Origin of the sequence: Roseisolibacter agri (assembly GCF_030159095.1) — a bacterium.
GTDB classification, from domain to species: Bacteria; Gemmatimonadota; Gemmatimonadetes; order Gemmatimonadales; family Gemmatimonadaceae; genus Roseisolibacter; species Roseisolibacter agri.
In genome coordinates this window covers 466,169-484,569 of sequence record NZ_BRXS01000006.1, presented here as the reverse complement: position 1 = coordinate 484,569, position 18,401 = coordinate 466,169, and the positions used below count along the sequence as shown (strand labels likewise).

The 18,401-nt window shown below is 70.7% G+C and carries 16 protein-coding genes; 11 read left to right on the top strand and 5 right to left on the bottom strand.

What is annotated here, in order from left to right:
• The first annotated feature begins 37 nt into the window (after nt 1-37).
• The 11 genes from rosag_RS20555 to rosag_RS20505 all read left to right on the top strand — a co-directional run bounded on the left by rosag_RS20555 (nt 38) and on the right by rosag_RS20505 (nt 12,878).
• Nucleotides 38-706: a winged helix-turn-helix domain-containing protein gene (locus rosag_RS20555; RefSeq protein WP_284352050.1), complete on the top strand. Its 669-nt coding sequence runs from the start codon at nt 38-40 to the stop codon at nt 704-706.
• A 25-nt stretch (nt 707-731) separates the two neighbouring features.
• Entirely contained in the window at nt 732-2,279 is a 1,548-nt protein-coding gene (locus tag rosag_RS20550) for a sensor histidine kinase (protein WP_284352049.1), read from the top strand.
• Nucleotides 2,280-2,451: 172 nt separating this feature from the next.
• Complete coding sequence (locus rosag_RS20545; RefSeq protein ID WP_284352048.1) at nt 2,452-3,168, top strand: energy transducer TonB; 717 nt, start codon at nt 2,452-2,454, stop codon at nt 3,166-3,168.
• Nucleotides 3,169-3,216: 48 nt separating this feature from the next.
• Complete coding sequence (locus rosag_RS20540) at nt 3,217-3,951, top strand: MotA/TolQ/ExbB proton channel family protein (protein ID WP_284352047.1); 735 nt, start codon at nt 3,217-3,219, stop codon at nt 3,949-3,951.
• Nucleotides 3,952-4,019: 68 nt separating this feature from the next.
• Entirely contained in the window at nt 4,020-4,478 is a 459-nt protein-coding gene (locus rosag_RS20535) for an ExbD/TolR family protein (protein ID WP_284352046.1), read from the top strand.
• A 1-nt stretch (nt 4,479) separates the two neighbouring features.
• Nucleotides 4,480-4,899, top strand: coding sequence for an ExbD/TolR family protein (locus rosag_RS20530; protein ID WP_284352045.1), 420 nt, complete (start codon nt 4,480-4,482; stop codon nt 4,897-4,899).
• 148 nt (nt 4,900-5,047) lie between these two features.
• Nucleotides 5,048-5,932 (top strand): hypothetical protein, encoded by an 885-nt coding sequence (locus rosag_RS20525; RefSeq protein WP_284352044.1) that lies wholly within the window; start codon nt 5,048-5,050, stop codon nt 5,930-5,932.
• A gap of 181 nt (nt 5,933-6,113) precedes the next feature.
• On the top strand, nt 6,114-7,658 hold the full coding sequence (locus tag rosag_RS20520) for an APC family permease (RefSeq protein WP_284352043.1): 1,545 nt from the start codon (nt 6,114-6,116) through the stop codon (nt 7,656-7,658).
• Between the two features lie 75 nt (nt 7,659-7,733).
• A complete protein-coding gene (locus rosag_RS20515) occupies nt 7,734-9,905 on the top strand; it encodes a sodium-translocating pyrophosphatase (RefSeq protein WP_284352042.1) in 2,172 nt (723 codons plus the stop codon).
• 79 nt (nt 9,906-9,984) lie between these two features.
• Nucleotides 9,985-11,535 (top strand): amino acid permease, encoded by a 1,551-nt coding sequence (locus tag rosag_RS20510; protein ID WP_284352041.1) that lies wholly within the window; start codon nt 9,985-9,987, stop codon nt 11,533-11,535.
• Nucleotides 11,532-12,878, top strand: a complete 1,347-nt coding sequence (locus rosag_RS20505; protein WP_284352040.1) for a dicarboxylate/amino acid:cation symporter — start codon at nt 11,532-11,534, stop codon at nt 12,876-12,878. Before rosag_RS20510 ends, rosag_RS20505 begins: the two co-directional genes overlap by 4 nt.
• An 88-nt stretch (nt 12,879-12,966) precedes the next feature.
• Here rosag_RS20505 and rosag_RS20500 read toward each other — a convergent pair whose 3' ends face one another.
• The 5 genes from rosag_RS20500 to rosag_RS20480 form a co-directional block, all read right to left on the bottom strand.
• Nucleotides 12,967-13,389 (bottom strand): hypothetical protein, encoded by a 423-nt coding sequence (locus rosag_RS20500; RefSeq protein WP_284352039.1) that lies wholly within the window; start codon nt 13,387-13,389, stop codon nt 12,967-12,969.
• 87 nt (nt 13,390-13,476) lie between these two features.
• Nucleotides 13,477-14,409: an N-acetylglucosamine kinase gene (locus rosag_RS20495; protein ID WP_284352038.1), complete on the bottom strand. Its 933-nt coding sequence runs from the start codon at nt 14,407-14,409 to the stop codon at nt 13,477-13,479.
• Nucleotides 14,406-15,947, bottom strand: coding sequence for a sodium:solute symporter (locus rosag_RS20490; protein WP_284352037.1), 1,542 nt, complete (start codon nt 15,945-15,947; stop codon nt 14,406-14,408). Before rosag_RS20490 ends, rosag_RS20495 begins: the two co-directional genes overlap by 4 nt.
• Entirely contained in the window at nt 15,944-17,881 is a 1,938-nt protein-coding gene (nagB, locus tag rosag_RS20485) for a glucosamine-6-phosphate deaminase (RefSeq protein ID WP_284352036.1), read from the bottom strand. The genes rosag_RS20490 and nagB overlap by 4 nt, the downstream gene beginning before the upstream one ends.
• A gap of 16 nt (nt 17,882-17,897) precedes the next feature.
• Nucleotides 17,898-18,254, bottom strand: a complete 357-nt coding sequence (locus tag rosag_RS20480; RefSeq protein ID WP_284352035.1) for a HesB/IscA family protein — start codon at nt 18,252-18,254, stop codon at nt 17,898-17,900.
• Between the last annotated feature and the right edge of the window lie 147 nt (nt 18,255-18,401).

The following is an 18,401-nucleotide window of genomic DNA, read 5'->3' as shown; positions in this document are numbered from 1 at the left end:
GCCAGGGCGGCGCCCACCGTCACCCGCCCACCAGCCCGTGAAGATCCTCGTCATCGAAGACGACCCGACCGTCGGCCAGTTCGTGAAGCGCGGCCTCGAGGAGCAGCGCTGGGTGGTGGACCTCGTCGCCGACGGCGAGGCCGGCGAGCGGATGGCGGGCAGCGGCGCGTACGACCTGATCATCCTCGACATGCGCCTGCCGGGGCGCTCCGGGCTGGACGTGCTGAACGGGCTGCGCGGCCGCGGCTTCGCGAGCCCCGTGCTCGTGCTGACCGCGCAGGACGCGGTGGACGCCAAGGTCGCGACGCTGCGCGCGGGCGCCGACGACTACGTCACCAAGCCGTTCGCGTTCGAGGAGCTGCTGGCGCGCGTCGAGGCGCTGGCCCGCCGCCCGCGGGCGATCGCGTCGCCGACGCTGCGCGTGGCCGACCTGGAGCTGGACCAGGCGACGCACGAGGTCCGCCGCACGGGCGAGCGCATCGAGCTGACGCCCAAGGAGTACGCGGTGCTCGAGTACCTGATGCGCCACGCGGGCCGCGTGATGAGTCGCACGCTGATCACCGAGTACGCGTGGGGGTACCACTTCGATCCCGGCACCAACATCGTCGACGTGGTCATCAACCACCTGCGCAAGAAGGTGGACGCGCGCCACGAGCAGAAGCTGATCCACACGGTGCGCGGGGTCGGATACGTCGTGAAGGCCTGAGCCGCGATCCGCGCCGCGACCCGCCATGCCGTCCATCCGCGCGCGACTCACCGCGACCTACGCGCTCGCCGTCACGGCGACGCTGGGGATCTTCGCGGCCACGCTCTGGCTGGCGCGCGGCGCGGCCGGCGACCGCGAGCTGCAGCGCTACGTCAACGAGGAGGCGGAGATGTCCGCCCGCCTCCTCCTGCAGGCGCGCAGCCGCAGCGGGGACCTGCCGCTCGTCGAGACGCAGGACTCGCTGGTGGGCCCGCTGCTGGTGGACCGCGCGCGGCTCCTGCTCGAGGCGCTCCCCAACATCGTGCTCGTCACCGACACGAGCGGCCGCATCATCTACCACTCGGTCGAGGCGCGGCTGCTCGACGTCGGCGAGGCGGAGAAGGTCGTCGCGCAGGCGCGGCGCCTGACGCCCACGCTCTCGGGCAAGCTCTCGATCCGCCGCTACATGGGCGGCGAGTACGGGGCCTACGCGCGCTCCCGCGGGCTCGACTCCACCGATCGCGTGCTGGTCGTCCGCCACGACGTCGGCGCCGCCCTGCGGCCGATCCGCTCGATCATCGTCGCCACGCCCACGCGCAGCAGCGACCGCGCGCGCCAGGAGCTGCTCGGCGCGATGCTGGCCGTGGCGCCCGTGCTGCTCGGCGCCTCGGTGGTCGCGGCGTACTACATCGCGGGCCGCTCGCTGCAGCCGCTCGGCACGATGATGGACGCCGTCGAGGCCATCACGGACGGCCGCAGCCTGCACCGGCGCCTGGGCGTCGACGAGGCGGGCGACGAGCTCGCGCGCCTGGGCGCGACGCTGAACGCGATGATCAGCCGCCTGGAGACGTCGTTCGGTGGGCTGCGGCGCTTCACCGCCGACGCGAGCCACGAGCTCAAGACGCCGCTGACGGTGCTGCGCGCCAACGTGGAGCGCGCGATGGCGACGCCCGCCGGCTCGGCCGAGCAGCTGGTGAGCCTGGAGGAGGCGCTGCAGGAGATCACGCGCATGGCGGACCTCGTGGACAGCCTGCTCACGCTCGCGCGCTTCGACGAGGGGCGCTTCGACCTGCACCTGGAGCCGGTGCCGCTGGAGCCGCTCGTGCGCGAGGTGTTCGAGACGGCGGTGATCCTGGGCGAGGCGGCGGGGCTGCGCATCGCGCTGCCCGCGCTCGAGCCGGTGACCGTGCTCGGCGACCGCACGCGGCTGCGCCACCTCTTCCTGAACCTCGTCACCAACGCGATCAAGTACACGCCGCGCGGGGGCGAGGTGGAGGTGAGCCTGCGCCATTTCGAGTCGACGGTGGCGTTCGTCGTGCGCGACACGGGGATCGGGATCGCGGCGGCCGACCTGCCCTACATCTTCGACCGCTTCTGGCGCGCGGATCGCGCCCGGTCGCGCCGTGTGCACGGCGAGCGCGGCGCGGTGGAGCGCGGCGGCTTCGGGCTCGGCCTGGCGATCGCGCAGTGGATCACGCAGGCGCACGGCGGGACGATCTCCGTCGTGTCGCGGCTCACGCGCGGGACGACGTTCACGGTGACGCTGCCCGTGCCCACGGTCGAGGAGCTCGCGACGGTCGAGGCAGAGGCGTAACGCGGGTCACACGCCGCGCGGCGACGCCGGACGACCAGCATTAGGAACGGGTAACGGGCTCCTAATCCAATCCTAATGTTGTGGCCACCGCCTCTTCATGTGCGGCGGCTAGACTCTCGCACCGTAATCGAAGGTCCGCGGAGATCAGTGTTCCCGTCACCGCCCTGCGCCCATGCTGAACAACCTGATCGAGTCGAAGGCCAAGAAGCAGCGGAGCGTGGGGGCGACGATCACGTCCGTCATCATCAACGGCAGCCTGGCCGTCCTCGCCGTCTACGCCACCGCGAACGCCGCGGTCGAGGCGGAGAAGCCGAAGGAGGAGAAGGTCGAGTTCGTCGAGATGAAGAAGGACGAGCCGCCCCCGCCGAAGAACGAGCCGCCGCCGCCGCCGCCGCCCGACGTCGCGGTGGCCCCGCCGCCGCCGAAGGGCTTCCAGGTCCTCACGGCCCCGGTCGAGATCCCCGACGTCATCCCCGAGGTCGACCTGAGCAAGAAGGTCACCGACGAGGCCGACTTCTCGGGCAAGGGCGTCGCCGGCGGCATCGCGAAGGGCGTCGAGGGCGCGAAGGGCCCCGTCGTCCAGGACCAGCCGTACTTCGAGTTCCAGGTGGAGAAGCCGGTGGCCCCGGTTCCCGGCAGCACCGGCCCGCGCTACCCCGAGATCCTGAAGTCGTCGAACGTCGAGGGCGAGGTGCTGGCCCAGTTCGTCGTCGACACGACCGGCCGCGTCGAGTCCGGCTCCTTCAAGGTGCTGAAGTCGAGCCATGAGCTGTTCACGCAGGCGGTTCGGCAGGCCCTGCCGAACATGAAGTTCCTGCCCGCCGAGGTCGGCGGCCGCAAGGTGAAGCAGCTCGTCCAGCAGCCGTTCCAGTTCGCGCTCACCAAGTAACCGTCCTGGGCACTTCGCCCGCCTTCTTCAAGCAACGGAGACTCGACGATGGAAATGGATCTGCTGCACCTCTGGGGCACGATGGGCTACTTCGCCAAGGGCATCGTGATCACCCTGGCGATCATGTCGGTGTGGTCGCTGACGGTCATGATCCAGAAGTGGTGGCACATCCGCGCCGCGCAGGCGGAGACGCGGAAGTTCGCGCCGGAGTTCAGCCAGTTCCTCGAGGAGGACAACCTCTCCGAGGCGATCAACCTCGCGCAGTCGTACAAGAAGTCCCACGTCGCCCGCGTGCTCGGCAACGCGCTCGACGAGGTCAAGCCGCTGATCATGGACGGCTCGGTCACCGTGGCCGACATCAACTCGGCGGAGCGCGCGGTCGAGCGCGAGATGCTGATGACGATCGTCGACCAGAAGCGCGGCCTCGGCGTCCTTGCCACGGTCGGCTCGACGGCCCCGTTCGTCGGTCTGCTCGGCACCACGATGGGCATCGTGAACGCCTTCACGGGCATGGCGACGTCCGGCTCGGGCGGTCTGTCCGCTATCTCGGCCGGTATCGCCGAGGCGCTCATCACGACGGCCTTCGGCCTCATGGTCGCCATCCCGGCCGTGTGGATGTACAACTACTTCTCGACCAAGATCGACAACCTCACGGCCGAGATGACGTACACGTCCAAGGAGATGATCGACTATCTCATCAAGGGCGTCTCGGGTGAGTTCGGCCGTTCGCGCTTCACGCGCGAGTTCACGACCGGCACAGGCAACAACCCGATCTCGCAGTAATCGCGGCCACCCATACGGCCGGGCGCCCGTCGCAGGGCGGGCGCCCGGCACACTAGGAGGAAGCACGCATGGGTATGTCCGCGCAGGTCTCCGGCGGCAGCGTCAAGGCCGAGCCGAACGTCACCCCGCTCGTCGACGTGATGCTCGTGCTGCTGATCATCTTCATGGTGATCATCCCGACGCTGACCTCGGGCCTCAACGCCGAGCCCCCGCAGGGCGTCAACCTGAAGAAGCACCCCGAGGAGGACGGCGACCAGCTCCTCGGCATCGATCGGAACGGGCAGTACTACCTGAACCGCAACCCGATCCGCAACGAGACGCTCGGCGCGCAGATCAAGCAGATCTACGACGCCCGCGAGGTCGACAAGATCCTCTACATCCGCGCCGACCGGCAGCTCGAGTACTCTAAGGTGCTCGACGCCTCGGACATCGTCTCGAAGAACGGCGTCCGCGTCGTGGGCTACATCTCGGAGCAGACGCCCGGCACCGAGGGGCAGTCGATCGACGAGAAGAAGGGAGGCAACTAGCATGAGCATGTCCACTGGTGGCGGCGGCGGGCTGAATGCCGAGCCGAACGTCACGCCGATGATCGACGTGCTCATGGTGCTGCTGATCATCTTCATGGTGATCGTGCCCTCGAGCCGGAAGGCGCTCGACGTGCAGCTCCCCGATCCGACGCCGGCGCCCGCGACCTCGGCGCCGTCGCAGCAGATCGTGCTGGAGGTGCTCCCGGGCGACCAGTTCTCGATCAACAAGCAGCCGGTCTCCGGCCCGCAGCTCGCGCAGCGCCTCAAGGAGCTGTACGACCCGCGCCCCGAGAAGATCATCTTCGTCAAGGGCGATCCGAAGGTGACGTACCAGGCCGTGATCCAGGCCATGGACATCGCCCGCGGCGCCGGGGTGAAGGTCATCGGCATCCCGCCCAAGGACGCGGCGCCGACGTCCTGACGGCCCTGACCGCCGGGCACGACGGATCGCAGGTCGACGACACGGCGGACGAACCTCACGGGGCTCGTCCGCCGTAGTCGTGTGTACAACCAGCGCGCGCGATCGGCATTCCTCGCGCGCCAGTCCCGTCTTCCAGCCCCGACCCCGCATGGCCCACGAGCCCTGGCGCGACGAGCCCGTCGACGCCGCCCAGGACGCCGTCCACGTGGAACGGCCCCGTTACCGGCCGCCGATCGGCATTCCCTCGCGCGTCGGCAGCAGCCGCCGCGTGACCGTCGTGTCGGTCGCGCTGCACCTGCTGGTCGTCCTGCTCATCATCTCGCCGTGGGCCGCCCCGGCCGTGCTGCGCGAGATCGAGGGCGCCGGCGGCCCGGGTCCCGCCGGTGGTGGCGGCGGTGGCACCATGGGCACCGGCGGCCGCCAAGGGATGGGCGTGCGCGAGCGCCTGCACTACGTGCAGGTCCAGGCCGCCCCGGCGCCCGCGGCCCCGACGCCGGCCGTCGTGCCGCCGCCGGTGGTGCCGCCCAAGCCCACGCCCACGCCCGTGCCCGTTCCTCCCGCCGTGACGCCGCCCCAGCCGGCCGCCCCGGCGGTGACGACCACGCCGCAGGCCAGCGCCGAGACGGGCGCGTCGGCGCCCATCGCGGGCGTCGGCGGCGGCACCGGCAACGACGGCACCGCCGGCTCGGGCCCGGGCTCGGGCGGCGGCGTCGGGTCGGGCGTCGGGACGGGGCGGGGGAGCGGCATGGGCCCCGGCACCGGCGGCGGCAACGCGGAGGTCTATCCGCCGCAGCCCACCGAGGTCTTCATCCCGCCTCTGCCGTATCCCAAGAGCGTCCGCGGCACCAAGCTGCTCGCGATCTTCGACGTCGACTCGACCGGGAAGGTGCTCGGCTTCGAGTTCACGCAGACCCGCGACGGCGGCTACAACCGCAAGCTGCGCGAGGTGCTCAACGGCTTCCGCTTCAAGCCCGGCACCCGGCCGGACGGCACACCGGTCCGCGCGAAAGGCCAGATCGCCTACGAGTTCTAGACGCCCGCCTCCCCACCGGATGCGGGCGTCTCTGCGTGTGGCGGGTGCGTGGTCGCACGCATCTCGTTGTGCCGACGGGGGCTATGGCATACCGCCATGCACGCCAGTATGTTGCCCGCCACGACCGCCGGGGCAGCGTCATCCGTTCCTCCCCACCCGGCGCCCCCTCTCGCCCGCGCGCATGAGCAGTCTGGCCGCCGAGCCCCGAGCCGGCGCGGAACCGCCGCACGCCCCCAACGGTGGAGAGCACGAGTTCGTCAAGGCGCTGACCTTGATGGACGCCACGATGCTCGTCGCCGGCTCGATGATCGGCTCGGGCATCTTCATCGTCTCGGCGGACATCGCGCGCACGCTGCAGTCGCCCGCCTACCTGCTGCTGGCGTGGGTGCTCACCGGCGTCATCACGCTGCTTGGCGCGCTCGCGTACGGCGAGCTGGCGGCGATGTACCCGAAGGCGGGCGGACAGTACATCTTCCTGCGCGAGTCGATGGGCCCGCTGATGGGCTTCCTGTATGGATGGACGCTCTTCGTCGTCATCCAGACGGGCACCATCGCCGCCGTCGCCGTCGCCTTCGGACGCTTCCTCGGCGTGCTCTTCCCGTCGATCAGCCCCGATCGCTACGGGTGGTTCCCCCAGACCGACGTCTGCGTCGGGTGGCTCGGCTGTCGCGACGCCGCGACGCAGAGCATCCAGCTGGGTCTCACGCCGCAGCGGCTCGTCGGCCTGCTCTCTGTGTGGCTGCTGACGTTCGTGAACCTGCGCGGCGTGCGCGAGGGGAAGGCGGTGCAGACGTCGCTGACCGTCATCAAGACGGGCGCGCTGGCGCTGATCATCATCCTCGGCCTCACGCTCGGCCGCAACGCGACGGCGGTCGCGGCGAACTTCGGGGCGGGGCAGTTCGCGCCGGACGTCAGCTTCACCGCGCCGTTCGCGATCGTCTTCGGCAGCGCGCTGGTCGGCTCGCTCTTCTCCAGCGACGCCTGGAACAACGTCACGTTCGCGGCCGCCGAGGTGAAGAACCCGCGCCGCAACCTCCCGCTCGCGCTGGTGCTCGGGACGGGCCTCGTGACGCTGCTCTACGTCACGGCCAACGTGTCGTACCTCAACGTGCTGCCGCTGCACGGCACGCCCGACGCCGCCTCGGTGCTGGAGCGCGGCATCCAGCACGCCACGCAGGACCGCGTGGGCACCGCCGTGGCCGAGGTGATCTTCGGTGCGGGCGCCGGCACCATCATGGCGGTCGCGATCCTGATCTCGACCTTCGGCTGCAACAACGGGCTGATCCTCGCCGGTGCGCGCGTCTACTGGGCGATGGCGCGCGACGGCCTGTTCTTCCGGCGCGCCGGGGCGCTGAACGCGAACAACGTCCCCGCCTTCGCGCTCATCGCGCAGGCCGTCTGGACCACGCTGCTCTGCCTGACGGGCACGTACAACCAGCTGCTGGACTACGTGATCTTCGCGGCGCTGGTGTTCTATGCGTTGACGACGATCGGGCTGTTCATCCTGCGGCGAACCCGTCCTGACGCCGAGCGGCCCTACCGCGCCATCGGCTATCCGATCCTGCCGGCGCTCTACATCGCGCTCAGCACGGGCGTCGCGATCATCCTCCTGGTGGCCGAGAAGACGCGCACGCAGGCCATCTCGGGACTCGTGCTGGTGCTGGTCGGCGTGCCGGTGTACCTCGCCTGGCGCGCGCGCGACCGCGACACCACGGCCGCCTCGTAAGTCGTTCCACAACCTCCGGCCGGCGCCTCGCGCCGGCCGTCGGCGTTCGGCCCCCACCCTCACCACCCGACCGTAATGGCCTCGTCGCAGTCCGCCTTGCTCTGGCTCGTGCTCGGCATCAGCGGTGCCGCCCTGCTGTTCGCCGTCTTCCTGTCGCGTTGGGTGCTCGCGCGCGACCGCGGCGACGCGGCGATGCAGCGCATCTCGAACGCCATCCAGGAAGGCGCCGAGGCGTTCCTCGCCCGGCAGTACAAGACGATCGGCCTGCTGTCGATCGTCGTGGCGGTGCTGATCTACATCGGCTACGCCTTCTTCCGGCCCGCCGAGACGGGTGCGGATGCGCTGCCGGCGAGCACGCTGGCGCTCTACACGACGCTGTCCTTCCTGCTCGGCGCGATCTGCTCCGGCTTCGCGGGCTTCATGGGCATGTGGGTGTCCATCCGCACGAACATCCGCACGGCGTCGGCGGCGCGCTCGTCGCTGAATGCGGCGCTGCAGACGGCGCTGCGCGGCGGCGCGGTCTCGGGGCTGTTCACCGTGGCGATGTCGCTCATCGGCGTGGCGGGGCTGTTCTGGATCCTCGACGCGTTCGCGCCCGCGGGCATCACGGCCGAGGACTGGACTCGCCGCATCCCCTTCCTGATCGTCGGCTTCGGCTTCGGCGCGTCGTTCGTCGCGCTGTTCGCGCAGCTCGGCGGCGGCATCTACACCAAGGCCGCCGACGTCGGCGCGGACCTCGTGGGCAAGGTCGAGGCGGGGATCCCCGAGGACGACCCGCGCAACCCGGCCGTGATCGCGGACCTCGTGGGCGACAACGTCGGCGACTGCGCCGGCCGCGGCGCGGACCTGTTCGAGTCGACGGCGGCCGAGAACATCGGCGCCATGATCCTGGGCGTGCTGCTCTTCCCGTTCTTCGGCGTGCGCGGCGTGCTCTTCCCGCTCGTCGTCGGCGCGGTGGGCCTCATCGCCTCCATCATCGGCGTGATGGTCGTGCGCACGAGCGGCGACGAGGACCCGATGTCGGCGCTGAACCGCGGCTTCTACGCCACGTCGGCGCTGGTCGGCATCGCGTTCTTCTTCCTCTGCCGCTGGCTGCTCGCGTCGCCGGCCGCGCCCGACGCGTGGCTGAACTTCTTCTACTGCGCGCTGATCGGCCTCGCGACCGCGTTCGCGTTCGTCTACATCACGCAGTACTACACCGAGTACCGCTACCGCCCGGTGCTGTCGATCGCGGAGGCCAGCCAGACGGGGCCCGCGACGAACATCATCGCCGGCCTCGCGGTCGGCATGGAGTCGACGGTGCTGCCCGTCATCACGGTCGCGATCGCGATCGTCGGCAGCTACTACCTCGGCCAGAACAGCGGGCTGACGGACACCGCGGGCAACCCGGTGGGCGGCCTGTTCGGCACCGCCGTCGCGACGATGGGCATGCTCGGCACCGCGGGCTACATCCTCGCGATGGACGTGTTCGGCCCGATCACGGACAACGCCGGCGGCATCGTCGAGATGTCGGAGCAGCCGGACTCGATCCGCGAGAAGACCGACCGCCTGGACGCCGTCGGCAACACGACGAAGGCGCTGACGAAGGGCTACGCGATCGGCTCCGCCGCGCTGGCGGCCTTCCTCCTCTTCTCGGCGTACCTGGACGAGGTGCGGCTGCTGACGGGGACCGAGCTGACGGTGAACATCTCGAAGCCGCAGGTGTTCGTCGCGGGCCTGCTGGGCGCGATGCTCGTCTTCTGGTTCTCGTCGCTGGCGATGACGGCCGTGCGCAAGGCCGCGCAGAGCGTGATCACCGAGGTGCGCCGCCAGTTCCGCGAGATGCCGGGGATCATGAAGGGCACCCAGCAGCCGGACTACGGCCGCTGCGTCGACATCGTGACCGTCGGCGCGCTGAAGGCGATGGTGTTCCCGGGCGCGCTGGTCGTCTGCTTCCCGATCATCGTCGGCCTCGTGTTCAAGCAGTTCGGCATCGGCGCCGAGGCGGTCGCGGCGTTCCTGATGATCGCGACGATCGCGGGCATCCTGATGGCCGGCTTCCTGAACAACGGCGGCGGCGCGTGGGACAACGCCAAGAAGTACATCGAGACGGGCTCGTACGGCGGCAAGAAGTCGGACGCGCACAAGGCGGCCGTCGTCGGCGACACGGTCGGCGACCCGTTCAAGGACACGGCAGGCCCCTCGCTGCACGTGCTGGTGAAGCTCCTCAGCACGATCACGCTGGTCCTCGCCCCCCTCTTCATCTGACGCAGCGTCGAGCGTGGAGCGTCGAGCGTCGAGGAGCCTCCTCGACGCTCGACGCTCCACGCTCGGCGCTCGGTTCATCATGGCCTCACTCTTCGCACGAAAGCCGATCGGCGAGCTGCAAGTCGATCAGGAGAGCACGGGCGGGCTGAAGCGGGCGCTCGGCGTCGGCGATCTCGTCATGCTCTCCATCGGCGCGGTCATCGGCGCCGGCATCTTCTCGACCCTCGGCACCGCGGCGGCGGGCGAGGTGAACGCGGCGGGCCAGGTGGTGCGCTACGGCGCCGGCCCCGCGCTCGTCCTCTCCTTCCTGCTCCTCGGCGCCGTGTGCGGGCTGGCCGCGCTCTGCTACGCGGAGCTGGCGGCGATGATCCCGCAGGCGGGCAGCGCCTACGCCTACTCGTACGCCACGCTCGGCGAGCTGCTGGCGTGGATCATCGGCTGGGACCTGATCCTCGAGTACGCGGTCGGCAACGTCGCGGTCGCGATCGCGTGGGCGGGCTACTTCAACTCGCTCATCTCGCCCTGGGTGCAGCTGCCGGGGTGGATCACGCACGGCTACTGGAACGCGAAGGCGCTGGCCGCCAACGGCGACGCGGCGATGCAGCAGGTGATCGACACCGCGCCGCGGCTCGGCGGGATCCCGGTGCTCATCAACCTGCCGGCGTTCCTGATCGTCATGGCGATCACCTGGCTGCTGGTGATCGGCGTGAAGGAGAGCACGCGCGTCAACAACGCGATGGTGGTCGTCAAGCTGCTGGTGCTGGCGCTCTTCATCATCGTCGGCGCGATGCACATCGACACGGCCAACTACACGCCGTTCGCGCCCAACGGCTTCCGCGGCATCCACCAGGGCGCGGCGATCGTCTTCTTCGCCTTCATCGGCTTCGACGCCATCTCCACGGCGGCCGAGGAGACCAAGAACCCGCAGCGCAACATGCCGCTCGGGATCATGATCGGCCTCGGCGTGTGCACGGTCATCTACATGATCGTCGGCGCCGTGGCGACGGGCCTCATCCCGTATCAGCAGCTGAAGTCGAGCGACCCCCTCGCGCACGCGTTCGAGGTCGCCGGGCTGACGCAGTTCTCGTGGATCATCGCCGCCGGCGCGGTGGTGTCGATGGCGGCGGTGCTGCTGGTCTTCCAGTACGGCCAGCCGCGCATCTTCTACGCGATGGCGCGCGACGGCCTGCTGCCGCCGTGGGCCGCGAAGATCCACCCGAAGTACCGCACGCCGCACATCACGACGATCCTGACCGGCGTGCTGGTGGCCGTCGGCGCGCTCCTGGCCGACGACGCGGCGACCTACGACCTGACGAACATCGGGACGCTGTCGGCGTTCGCGTTGGTGTGCGTGGGCGTGCTGGTGCTCCGGATCAAGGAGCCCAACCGTCCGCGCCCCTTCCGCGTACCCTTCGTGTGGGGCGTGACGCTGCTCGGCGCCGGCGCCTGCGTGTTCGTGATGTGGGGCCTCCCGGTGCACGCGTGGGAGCGGTTCGGGATCTGGCTCCTCATCGGTCTGGCCATTTACTTCGTCTACGGCTACCGCAACTCGGTCCTGCGCCGGGGCGGTGGGCCGCCCTCGTCCGGCGCCACGCCGGTGCCGCAAGCGCCCCTGGAAGGGAAGCAATGAGCCTGTCCACCACCGCCACCGCACCGACGCCGCCGGCTCCGCCCCGCACGGGGCTGCGCCGCGTGTCGCTGACGCAGTGGATCCTGATCTCGCTCGTCGTCGGCATCGCCGTCGGTGCCGCGTTCCCGGACGCCGAGCGCGCGGCGCACGGCGGGTTCGCCGCCAGCGACCTGCGGGTGCTGGGGACGATCTTCATCCGGATGATCAAGTCGCTGATCGTCCCGCTGCTCTTCAGCACCCTCGTGATCGGCATCGCCGGCCACGGGGACGACATGAAGAAGGTGGGCCGGCTGGCGCTGCGCTCGATCATCTACTTCGCGATCGTCACGACGCTGGCACTGGCGGTCGGCCTGATCGCGGTCAACCTCGTCCGCCCGGGCGACGGCATCACGCTCCCCGCCGAGGCGGGCGAGGCGGCGCAGCTGGCGAACAAGACGCCGACCGTCACGAGCGTCCTGGAGCACACCGTCCCGCAGAGCTTCTTCGAGGCCGCGGCGTCGAACGAGGTGCTGCAGATCGTGTTCTTCTCGATCCTCTTCGCCGTCGGGCTGGCGAAGGTCGAGGGGCGGCCGAAGCAGGTGATGCTCGACTGGTGCGACGCGCTCTCGCAGGTGATGTTCAAGTTCGTCGGCCTCGTGATGGCCTACGCGCCCATCGGCATCGGCGCCGCGATCGCGGTCACGGTGTCGAAGAGCGGGCTGGGCGTGCTGCGCAACCTGGCGACGCTCGTGCTGACGCTGTACGGCGCGCTGGCGGTGTTCATCCTGCTGGTGCTGGTGCCCGTCGCGCTGCTCTTCCGCATCCCGATCAAGAAGTTCATCGCCGCGGTGCGCGAGCCGGCGCTGATCGCGTTCTCGACGGCCAGCTCCGAGGCGGCGCTGCCGCGCGCGATGCAGGCGATGGAGGCGTTCGGCGTGCCGCGCCGGATCGTCGCCTTCGTGATGCCGACGGGCTACTCGTTCAACCTGGACGGCAGCACGCTGTACCTGGCGCTCGCCTCGGTGTTCGCCGCCCAGGCGGCCGGGATCGACATGCCGCTCGGCACGCAGATCCTGATGATGCTGACGCTGATGCTGACGTCGAAGGGCGTCGCCGCGGTGCCGCGCGCGTCGCTCGTGATCCTCTCGGGCGCGCTCGCGCAGTTCGGGCTCCCGCTGTCGGCGGTCGCGGTGATCCTGGGCGTCGACGCGCTGATGGACATGGCGCGCACGTCGGTGAACCTGGTCGGCAACTGCCTGGCGACGGCCGTGATGGCGCGCTGGGAGGGCGTGTTCGGCGAGCAGCCCGCGCTGGCGGCGCAGCAGGCGACGGAGCTGGAGCGCCAGGAGCACGCGGTGGTCTGACCGCGGCGACACGGCTCGACGCGGCTCGACGCGCGACGGGGCGCCCGGCCATCGGCCGGGCGCCCCGTTCGCCTTCCTGGTCGCGCCGTCAGCGTGCGCGGCCTTCGGCGACGTCCCGCCAGCGCGCCGCCGTCGCCGCCGATCGGTCGGCGGCGTCGTTGCGGACCACCCCCACGCCCGCGACACCCAGTCCCGCGCCGAGGAGCGCCGCGCCGCCCGCGGTCATCCCGCGACGCGTCGGCCCCGACACCCACTGGGCGTACGAGCCGGCGACGATCGCGGCGCCCGCGACCACGAGGGAGCGCGCGACCTTCCGCTGCCCGTTGGCCACGCCGGCGTAGCGGACGGCCGAGTCGGCCGCCTGGAGCCGCAGGGAGCGCAGGCGCTCCTGAGCCGCCTCCGCCGACGTCGGCTCGGTCCGCGCGACGGGGGCGAACCGCGGCTGCGGCTGCTCCTGCGCCGCGGCCGCGAGTGGCGTGAACACGAGCAGCAGGGCGAGCTGAGGACGCATCCGACACCTCCGCGCGGGGGACGACGGGAACGGCCGAAGATCGGAGCTCCCGTCGGGTCGCGCCAGGGCCGAACCGCCCCCCCCGGGCTACGCCAGCTCGACGCCCAGCAGACGCAGCGCGCCGCGCACTGCGCCGCGCGCGGGGTCGACGTCCTCCTGCCGCAGCTGCGCGCCCGGCACCGCGGTCTTGAGGCGGTGCTCCAGCCGCTTGCGCAGCGGGCCGCCGCGCGCGAGCAGGCCACCCGCCAGCGCGACCGGGATCGCCGCCCGCTCGTCGACGAACAGGCGCCGCGCGAGCGTGCGCACGTGCAGCACCAGCTCCTCCACCGCGAGCGAGAGCAGCGTGTTGGCGCGCAGGTCGCCGGTCGCCGCCACGCGGAAGACGACGGGCGCCAGCTGCGCGAGCTGGCCCGGCGTCGCCTGCGCGGCCCACGGGATGAGCGCGGTCGGATCGTCGGCCTCGATCGCCGTCAGCAGCGCGTCCGTGAGCGCCGTCTCCGGCTCGCGGCCGTCGGACGAGCCCGTGGCGATGTTCAGCGCGCGCCGCCCGATCCAGGCGCCGCTCCCCTCGTCGCCGAGGTTCGGGCCCCAGCCGCCGCAGCGCTGGAAGGTGCCGTCGGGACCGCGCCCGAACGCCACCGAGCCCGTGCCCGCGATCAGCAGCACGCCCGCGCCCTCCGCGAACGCGTCGTCGAGCGCGATCATCGCGTCGGGATGCACGGCCACGTCCTCCGCCACCTCGCGCGACACGAGCGCCTGCCAGAGCGCCTCGCGCTCCGGCTCACGGCCGACGCCCGCCACGCCCGCGTACAGCACCTTCGGCGCGACGTGCTCCATGCCTGCGTGCGCGAGCGCGTCGCGCACGCAGGCGGCGATCACGTCGGCCGAGTGCTCAACGCCGCCCGGGCGCACGGCCGACGCGGGGCCCTCGATCGTGCCGAGGGCGCGCCCGGTCTCGTCGGCCACCACGACGCGCGTCTTGGAGCCGCCGCCGTCCAGCCCCACCACGATCACGCTCATGCCGCGCGCCTCGCCGGCATCGCCATCGGGTCGGTCGTCGGCGCGGGGTGCGTGAGCGACGACAGGATCCCCGTCGCCAGCGTGATGCTCGTCCCGATGAGCACGTACCACGGCCACGCGATCTTCGACAGGGGGAGCAGCGTCGGCGCGAGCCCCGGCGCGACGCGCGCGATCTGCCCGGCGAACACGATGAACGCCATGCAGAACAGCCCCACCGACATGCCGAGGATCATGTCCCGCTGGATCGCGCGCTTCCAGAAGATGCCGAGGAAGAACGCGCCCAGCAGGCCGCCGTAGGTGAACGACGCGATCGCCAGCGCCACCACGACCACCGGCAGCTTGGGATCGTTGGGGTAGAGCAGGGCGCCGAACGTCAGGCCCAGGCCCCACACCAGCGCGAACAGCTTGCCCATCTTCAGCGTGCGCGGATCGTCCGGGCTGCGCTTCGTGAGGGGCAGGTAGATGTCGTGCGTCGTTGCCGCGGCGAGCGAGTTGATCGTGCCCGAGTGCGTGCTCATCGTCGCCGCCACGATCGCGGCCAGGATCAGCCCCAGCAGGCCAGGCGGCATGCGCTCGACGATGAAGCTCGGGAAGATCTGGTCGGCGGCGGGGAACTCGCGCCCGCCGTAGAGGACCCAGAGCCCGATGCCGACCATCAGGAAGAGCGTGAACTGCACGAACACGACGAAGCCGCTGCCGATGAGCGCGCGCTGCGCCTCCTTCAGGTTCCGGGACGACAGGAGCCGCTGCACGATCAGCTGGTCGGCGCCGTGCGACGCCATCGCCAGGAAGGCGCCGCCGATGAGCCCCGCGAAGATCGTGTGCGGGCGGTCGAGCCCCGTGTAGAGGTCGATCCCCACCAGCTTCCCGGCCGCTCCCGCCTGGTCGATGATGCTGCCCCAGCCGCCCGCCACCGAGCGGCCGAGGAGCACCACCGCCGAGATCCCGCCGAGGACGTAGACGCCCGCCTGCACGAGCTCCGTCCACACCACGGCCTTCATCCCGCCCTTGTACGTGTAGACGACCGTCAGCAGCCCGAGGATCAGGATCGCCAGCGGCATCACGTACTCCCGCGGCACCGCGGGCCCGATGAGCAGGGCCACCGGGATCGCCGTCGCGAACACGCGCACCGAGTCGGCGATGGCGCGCGTGACCATGAAGACGATGGACGTGAAGCGCCGCGCACCGAGCCCGAACCGGCGCTCGAGCAACGCGTACGCGGTCACGAGGTCGCCCTCGAAGTAGCGCGGCAGCAGCGTGTAGGAGACGACGATGCGGCCGATGATGTAGCCGGCCACGACCTGCAGGAACCCGAGGTTGCCGAGGTAGGCGAGGCCCGGGATGCTGATGAACGTCAGCGCGCTCGTCTCGCTGGCGACGATGGAGAACAGCACCGCCCACCACGGGATCGCGCGGTCGGCGACGAAGTAGTCCTTCGCGTCCTTCTGCTTGCGGCCGATCCAGATCCCGAGGCCCGTGGTGCCGGCCAGGTACGCGATCAGGACCAGCAGGTCGAGGAGCCCGAAGCGCGAGCTCATGCGAGCACGTAGGCTTCCATCGCGAAGTACTCGGCCAGCCCGAGGCGGTCGAGGGTCGCGGCGGTCTCCTTGTTCCGCTGCTCCACGCGCTGCCAGAACTCACGCTCGTCCTGGCCCGGGAACGGCGCCGAGTCCTTCTGCGACTGGTGCTTGAAGATCGCCTGGATCTTGATCTTCAGCTCCTCCTGCGACATCGGCACGAGCCAGGTGGCCTCGGTGATCGGCCACTCCTGCCACGCGCCGCGGTACAGCCAGACCTCGGGCAGCGCCTTGCCCGCCGCGCGCAGCTCGGCGAGCGCGGTGTCGATCGCCTCCTTGCACATGCGGTGCGTGCCGTGCGGGTCGGACAGATCGCCGGCGACGAGGATGATGTCGGGCTGCACCTCCTCCAGGAGGTCGCGCACGATCTTCACGTCCGCGGGGCCGATCGGATCCTTGCGCACCTTGCCGGTCTGGTAGAACGGCAGGTTGAGGAAGCGCGCGTTCTCCTTCGAGAGGCCCATCACCTCGATGCCGCTCACCGCCTCGGCCTCGCGGATGACGCGCTTGATGTCCTGCACCTCGGGGATGTCGACGTCGCCCGGCTTCTTCTGGGCCAGGCACTCGTGCACGCGCTCCGAGAACGCGCGCAGCGGCGCGCCGCCCACGCCGCGCTCGTGGTCCAGGCGCTCCAGGAAGTCGACGAAGCGCCGCACGTCGTGGTCGAAGACGGCGATGTTGCCGCTCGTCATGTAGGCGACCGTGATGTCGTTGCGGTTCTGCACCAGCTTGTACAGGATGCCGCCCATCGAGATCACGTCGTCGTCCGGGTGCGGCGAGAAGCAGATGATCTTCCGCTCGCGCGGCAGCTTGCTCTTGCCGCGGATCTTGGCGCCCAGGAGGTTGAACACCTCGCCGTTCACCGCGCCCGGCGTCCCCCAGCGCGCGACGAGCGACGACATGCGGTGCTCGGCGTAGTCGCGCTGCTCCAGCTTGAGGATGCCCTTGCCGGTCATCAGCGACAGCCAGACGACCGCCTTCACCATCAGGTCGGGCGTCCACTCGACCTCGTCCAGCAGCCACGGCGTGGCGATGCGCGTGAGGTCCGCGGCGGCCGCGTCGTCGACGTAGAACGTCGTCGCCGGGTGGCGCTGCAGGAACGTCGCGGCGACCTCGATGTCGATCTCGCCCTCGACCGCGCGGCGGACGATGCCCGCCTTGTGCTCGCCGGTGGCGAGGATCGCGATCTCGCGCGCGTCCAGGATCGTGGCGACGCCCATCGTCAGCGCCTCGCGCGGGACGTTCTCCTCGCCGAAGAAGTCCGCGGCGGCGTCCTTGCGCGTGATCGCGTCCAGGTGCACCAGGCGCGTGCGGCTCTCGACGCCGGAGCCCGGCTCGTTGAAGCCGATGTGGCCCGTCTTGCCGATGCCGAGGATCTGGAAGTCGATCCCGCCGACCTCGCGGATCTTCGCCTCGTACGCGGCGCAGGCGGCATCGACCTGGTCGCGCGGCAGCATCCCCTCGGGGATGTGCACGTTCTCCGGCCGGACGTCGATGTGCGAGAACAGGTTCTCCCACATGTACCGGTGGTACGAGTGGATGCTGTCCGGCGCCATCGGATAGTACTCGTCGAGATTGAACGTCACGACGTTGGCGAAGGACAGCCCTTCCTCGCGGTGCATGCGGATCAGCTCCCGGTAGACGCCGATGGGCGTCGAGCCGGTGGCGAGGCCGAGGATGGCGCGCTCGCCCCGCGACTGCTTCTCGCGGATCAGCGCCGCGATGCGGCCGGCGACGAGGCGGGCGATGTCGTCGTGCTCGTGGACGACGATGGTGCGGATGCGCTCGAGACCGGAGCCGGCGGGGACGTGCGAAGGCCCGCGGCTCCCGTGGGAGCCGCGGGCCTCCGCCACGCCGCCGACGTCCGTGCGGACGTCAGGGACGGTGGATGGCATCAGTGTTGGTGCACGCTCAGGCCGAGAACGAGCTGCCGCAGCCGCAGCCGCCCGTCGCGTTCGGGTTCTTGAAGGTGAAGCCGGACCCCTGCATCGACGTCACGTAGTCGATCACGACGCCGTTGATGTACTGCGCCGAGAACGGGTCGATGAAGACCTGGAAGCCCTCCTGCTGGAGCACCAGGTCGTCCTCGGCCGCCTGATCCTCGATCAGCAGGCCGTACTTGAAGCCGCTGCAGCCGCCGGGCTGCACGGACACGCGGAGCCCGCCCTGGTCGTACGACACGCCCTCGGCGTCCATGAACTTCTTCACCTCGGTCGTCGCGACCGGGGTGACGACGAGCGCGAGCTCGGGCTGGGAGGAGATGGTCATCGAGATTCTCCGGAGAGGTGGCGGCGCGTCGCTCGCGCCTGCGCTGCAGCAAGTTAAGGACGGGCGCGGGGTGGCTCAAGCACGCCGCCCCCGGGTATCCCGGTGAGTCGTGAAGCGTCCGTTCGGGCTGGGACGAGACGATGGACG

Coding starts and splice junctions, on each gene's coding strand:
- rosag_RS20550 (WP_284352049.1), top strand. CDS start 732: ATGCCGTCCATCCGCGCGCGACTCACCGCGACCTACGCGCTCGCCGTC.
- rosag_RS20545 (WP_284352048.1), top strand. CDS start 2,452: ATGCTGAACAACCTGATCGAGTCGAAGGCCAAGAAGCAGCGGAGCGTG.
- rosag_RS20540 (WP_284352047.1), top strand. CDS start 3,217: ATGGAAATGGATCTGCTGCACCTCTGGGGCACGATGGGCTACTTCGCC.
- rosag_RS20535 (WP_284352046.1), top strand. CDS start 4,020: ATGGGTATGTCCGCGCAGGTCTCCGGCGGCAGCGTCAAGGCCGAGCCG.
- rosag_RS20530 (WP_284352045.1), top strand. CDS start 4,480: ATGAGCATGTCCACTGGTGGCGGCGGCGGGCTGAATGCCGAGCCGAAC.
- rosag_RS20525 (WP_284352044.1), top strand. CDS start 5,048: ATGGCCCACGAGCCCTGGCGCGACGAGCCCGTCGACGCCGCCCAGGAC.
- rosag_RS20520 (WP_284352043.1), top strand. CDS start 6,114: ATGAGCAGTCTGGCCGCCGAGCCCCGAGCCGGCGCGGAACCGCCGCAC.
- rosag_RS20515 (WP_284352042.1), top strand. CDS start 7,734: ATGGCCTCGTCGCAGTCCGCCTTGCTCTGGCTCGTGCTCGGCATCAGC.
- rosag_RS20510 (WP_284352041.1), top strand. CDS start 9,985: ATGGCCTCACTCTTCGCACGAAAGCCGATCGGCGAGCTGCAAGTCGAT.
- rosag_RS20505 (WP_284352040.1), top strand. CDS start 11,532: ATGAGCCTGTCCACCACCGCCACCGCACCGACGCCGCCGGCTCCGCCC.
- rosag_RS20500 (WP_284352039.1), bottom strand. CDS start 13,389: ATGCGTCCTCAGCTCGCCCTGCTGCTCGTGTTCACGCCACTCGCGGCC.
- rosag_RS20495 (WP_284352038.1), bottom strand. CDS start 14,409: ATGAGCGTGATCGTGGTGGGGCTGGACGGCGGCGGCTCCAAGACGCGC.
- rosag_RS20490 (WP_284352037.1), bottom strand. CDS start 15,947: ATGAGCTCGCGCTTCGGGCTCCTCGACCTGCTGGTCCTGATCGCGTAC.
- nagB (WP_284352036.1), bottom strand. CDS start 17,881: ATGCCATCCACCGTCCCTGACGTCCGCACGGACGTCGGCGGCGTGGCG.
- rosag_RS20480 (WP_284352035.1), bottom strand. CDS start 18,254: ATGACCATCTCCTCCCAGCCCGAGCTCGCGCTCGTCGTCACCCCGGTC.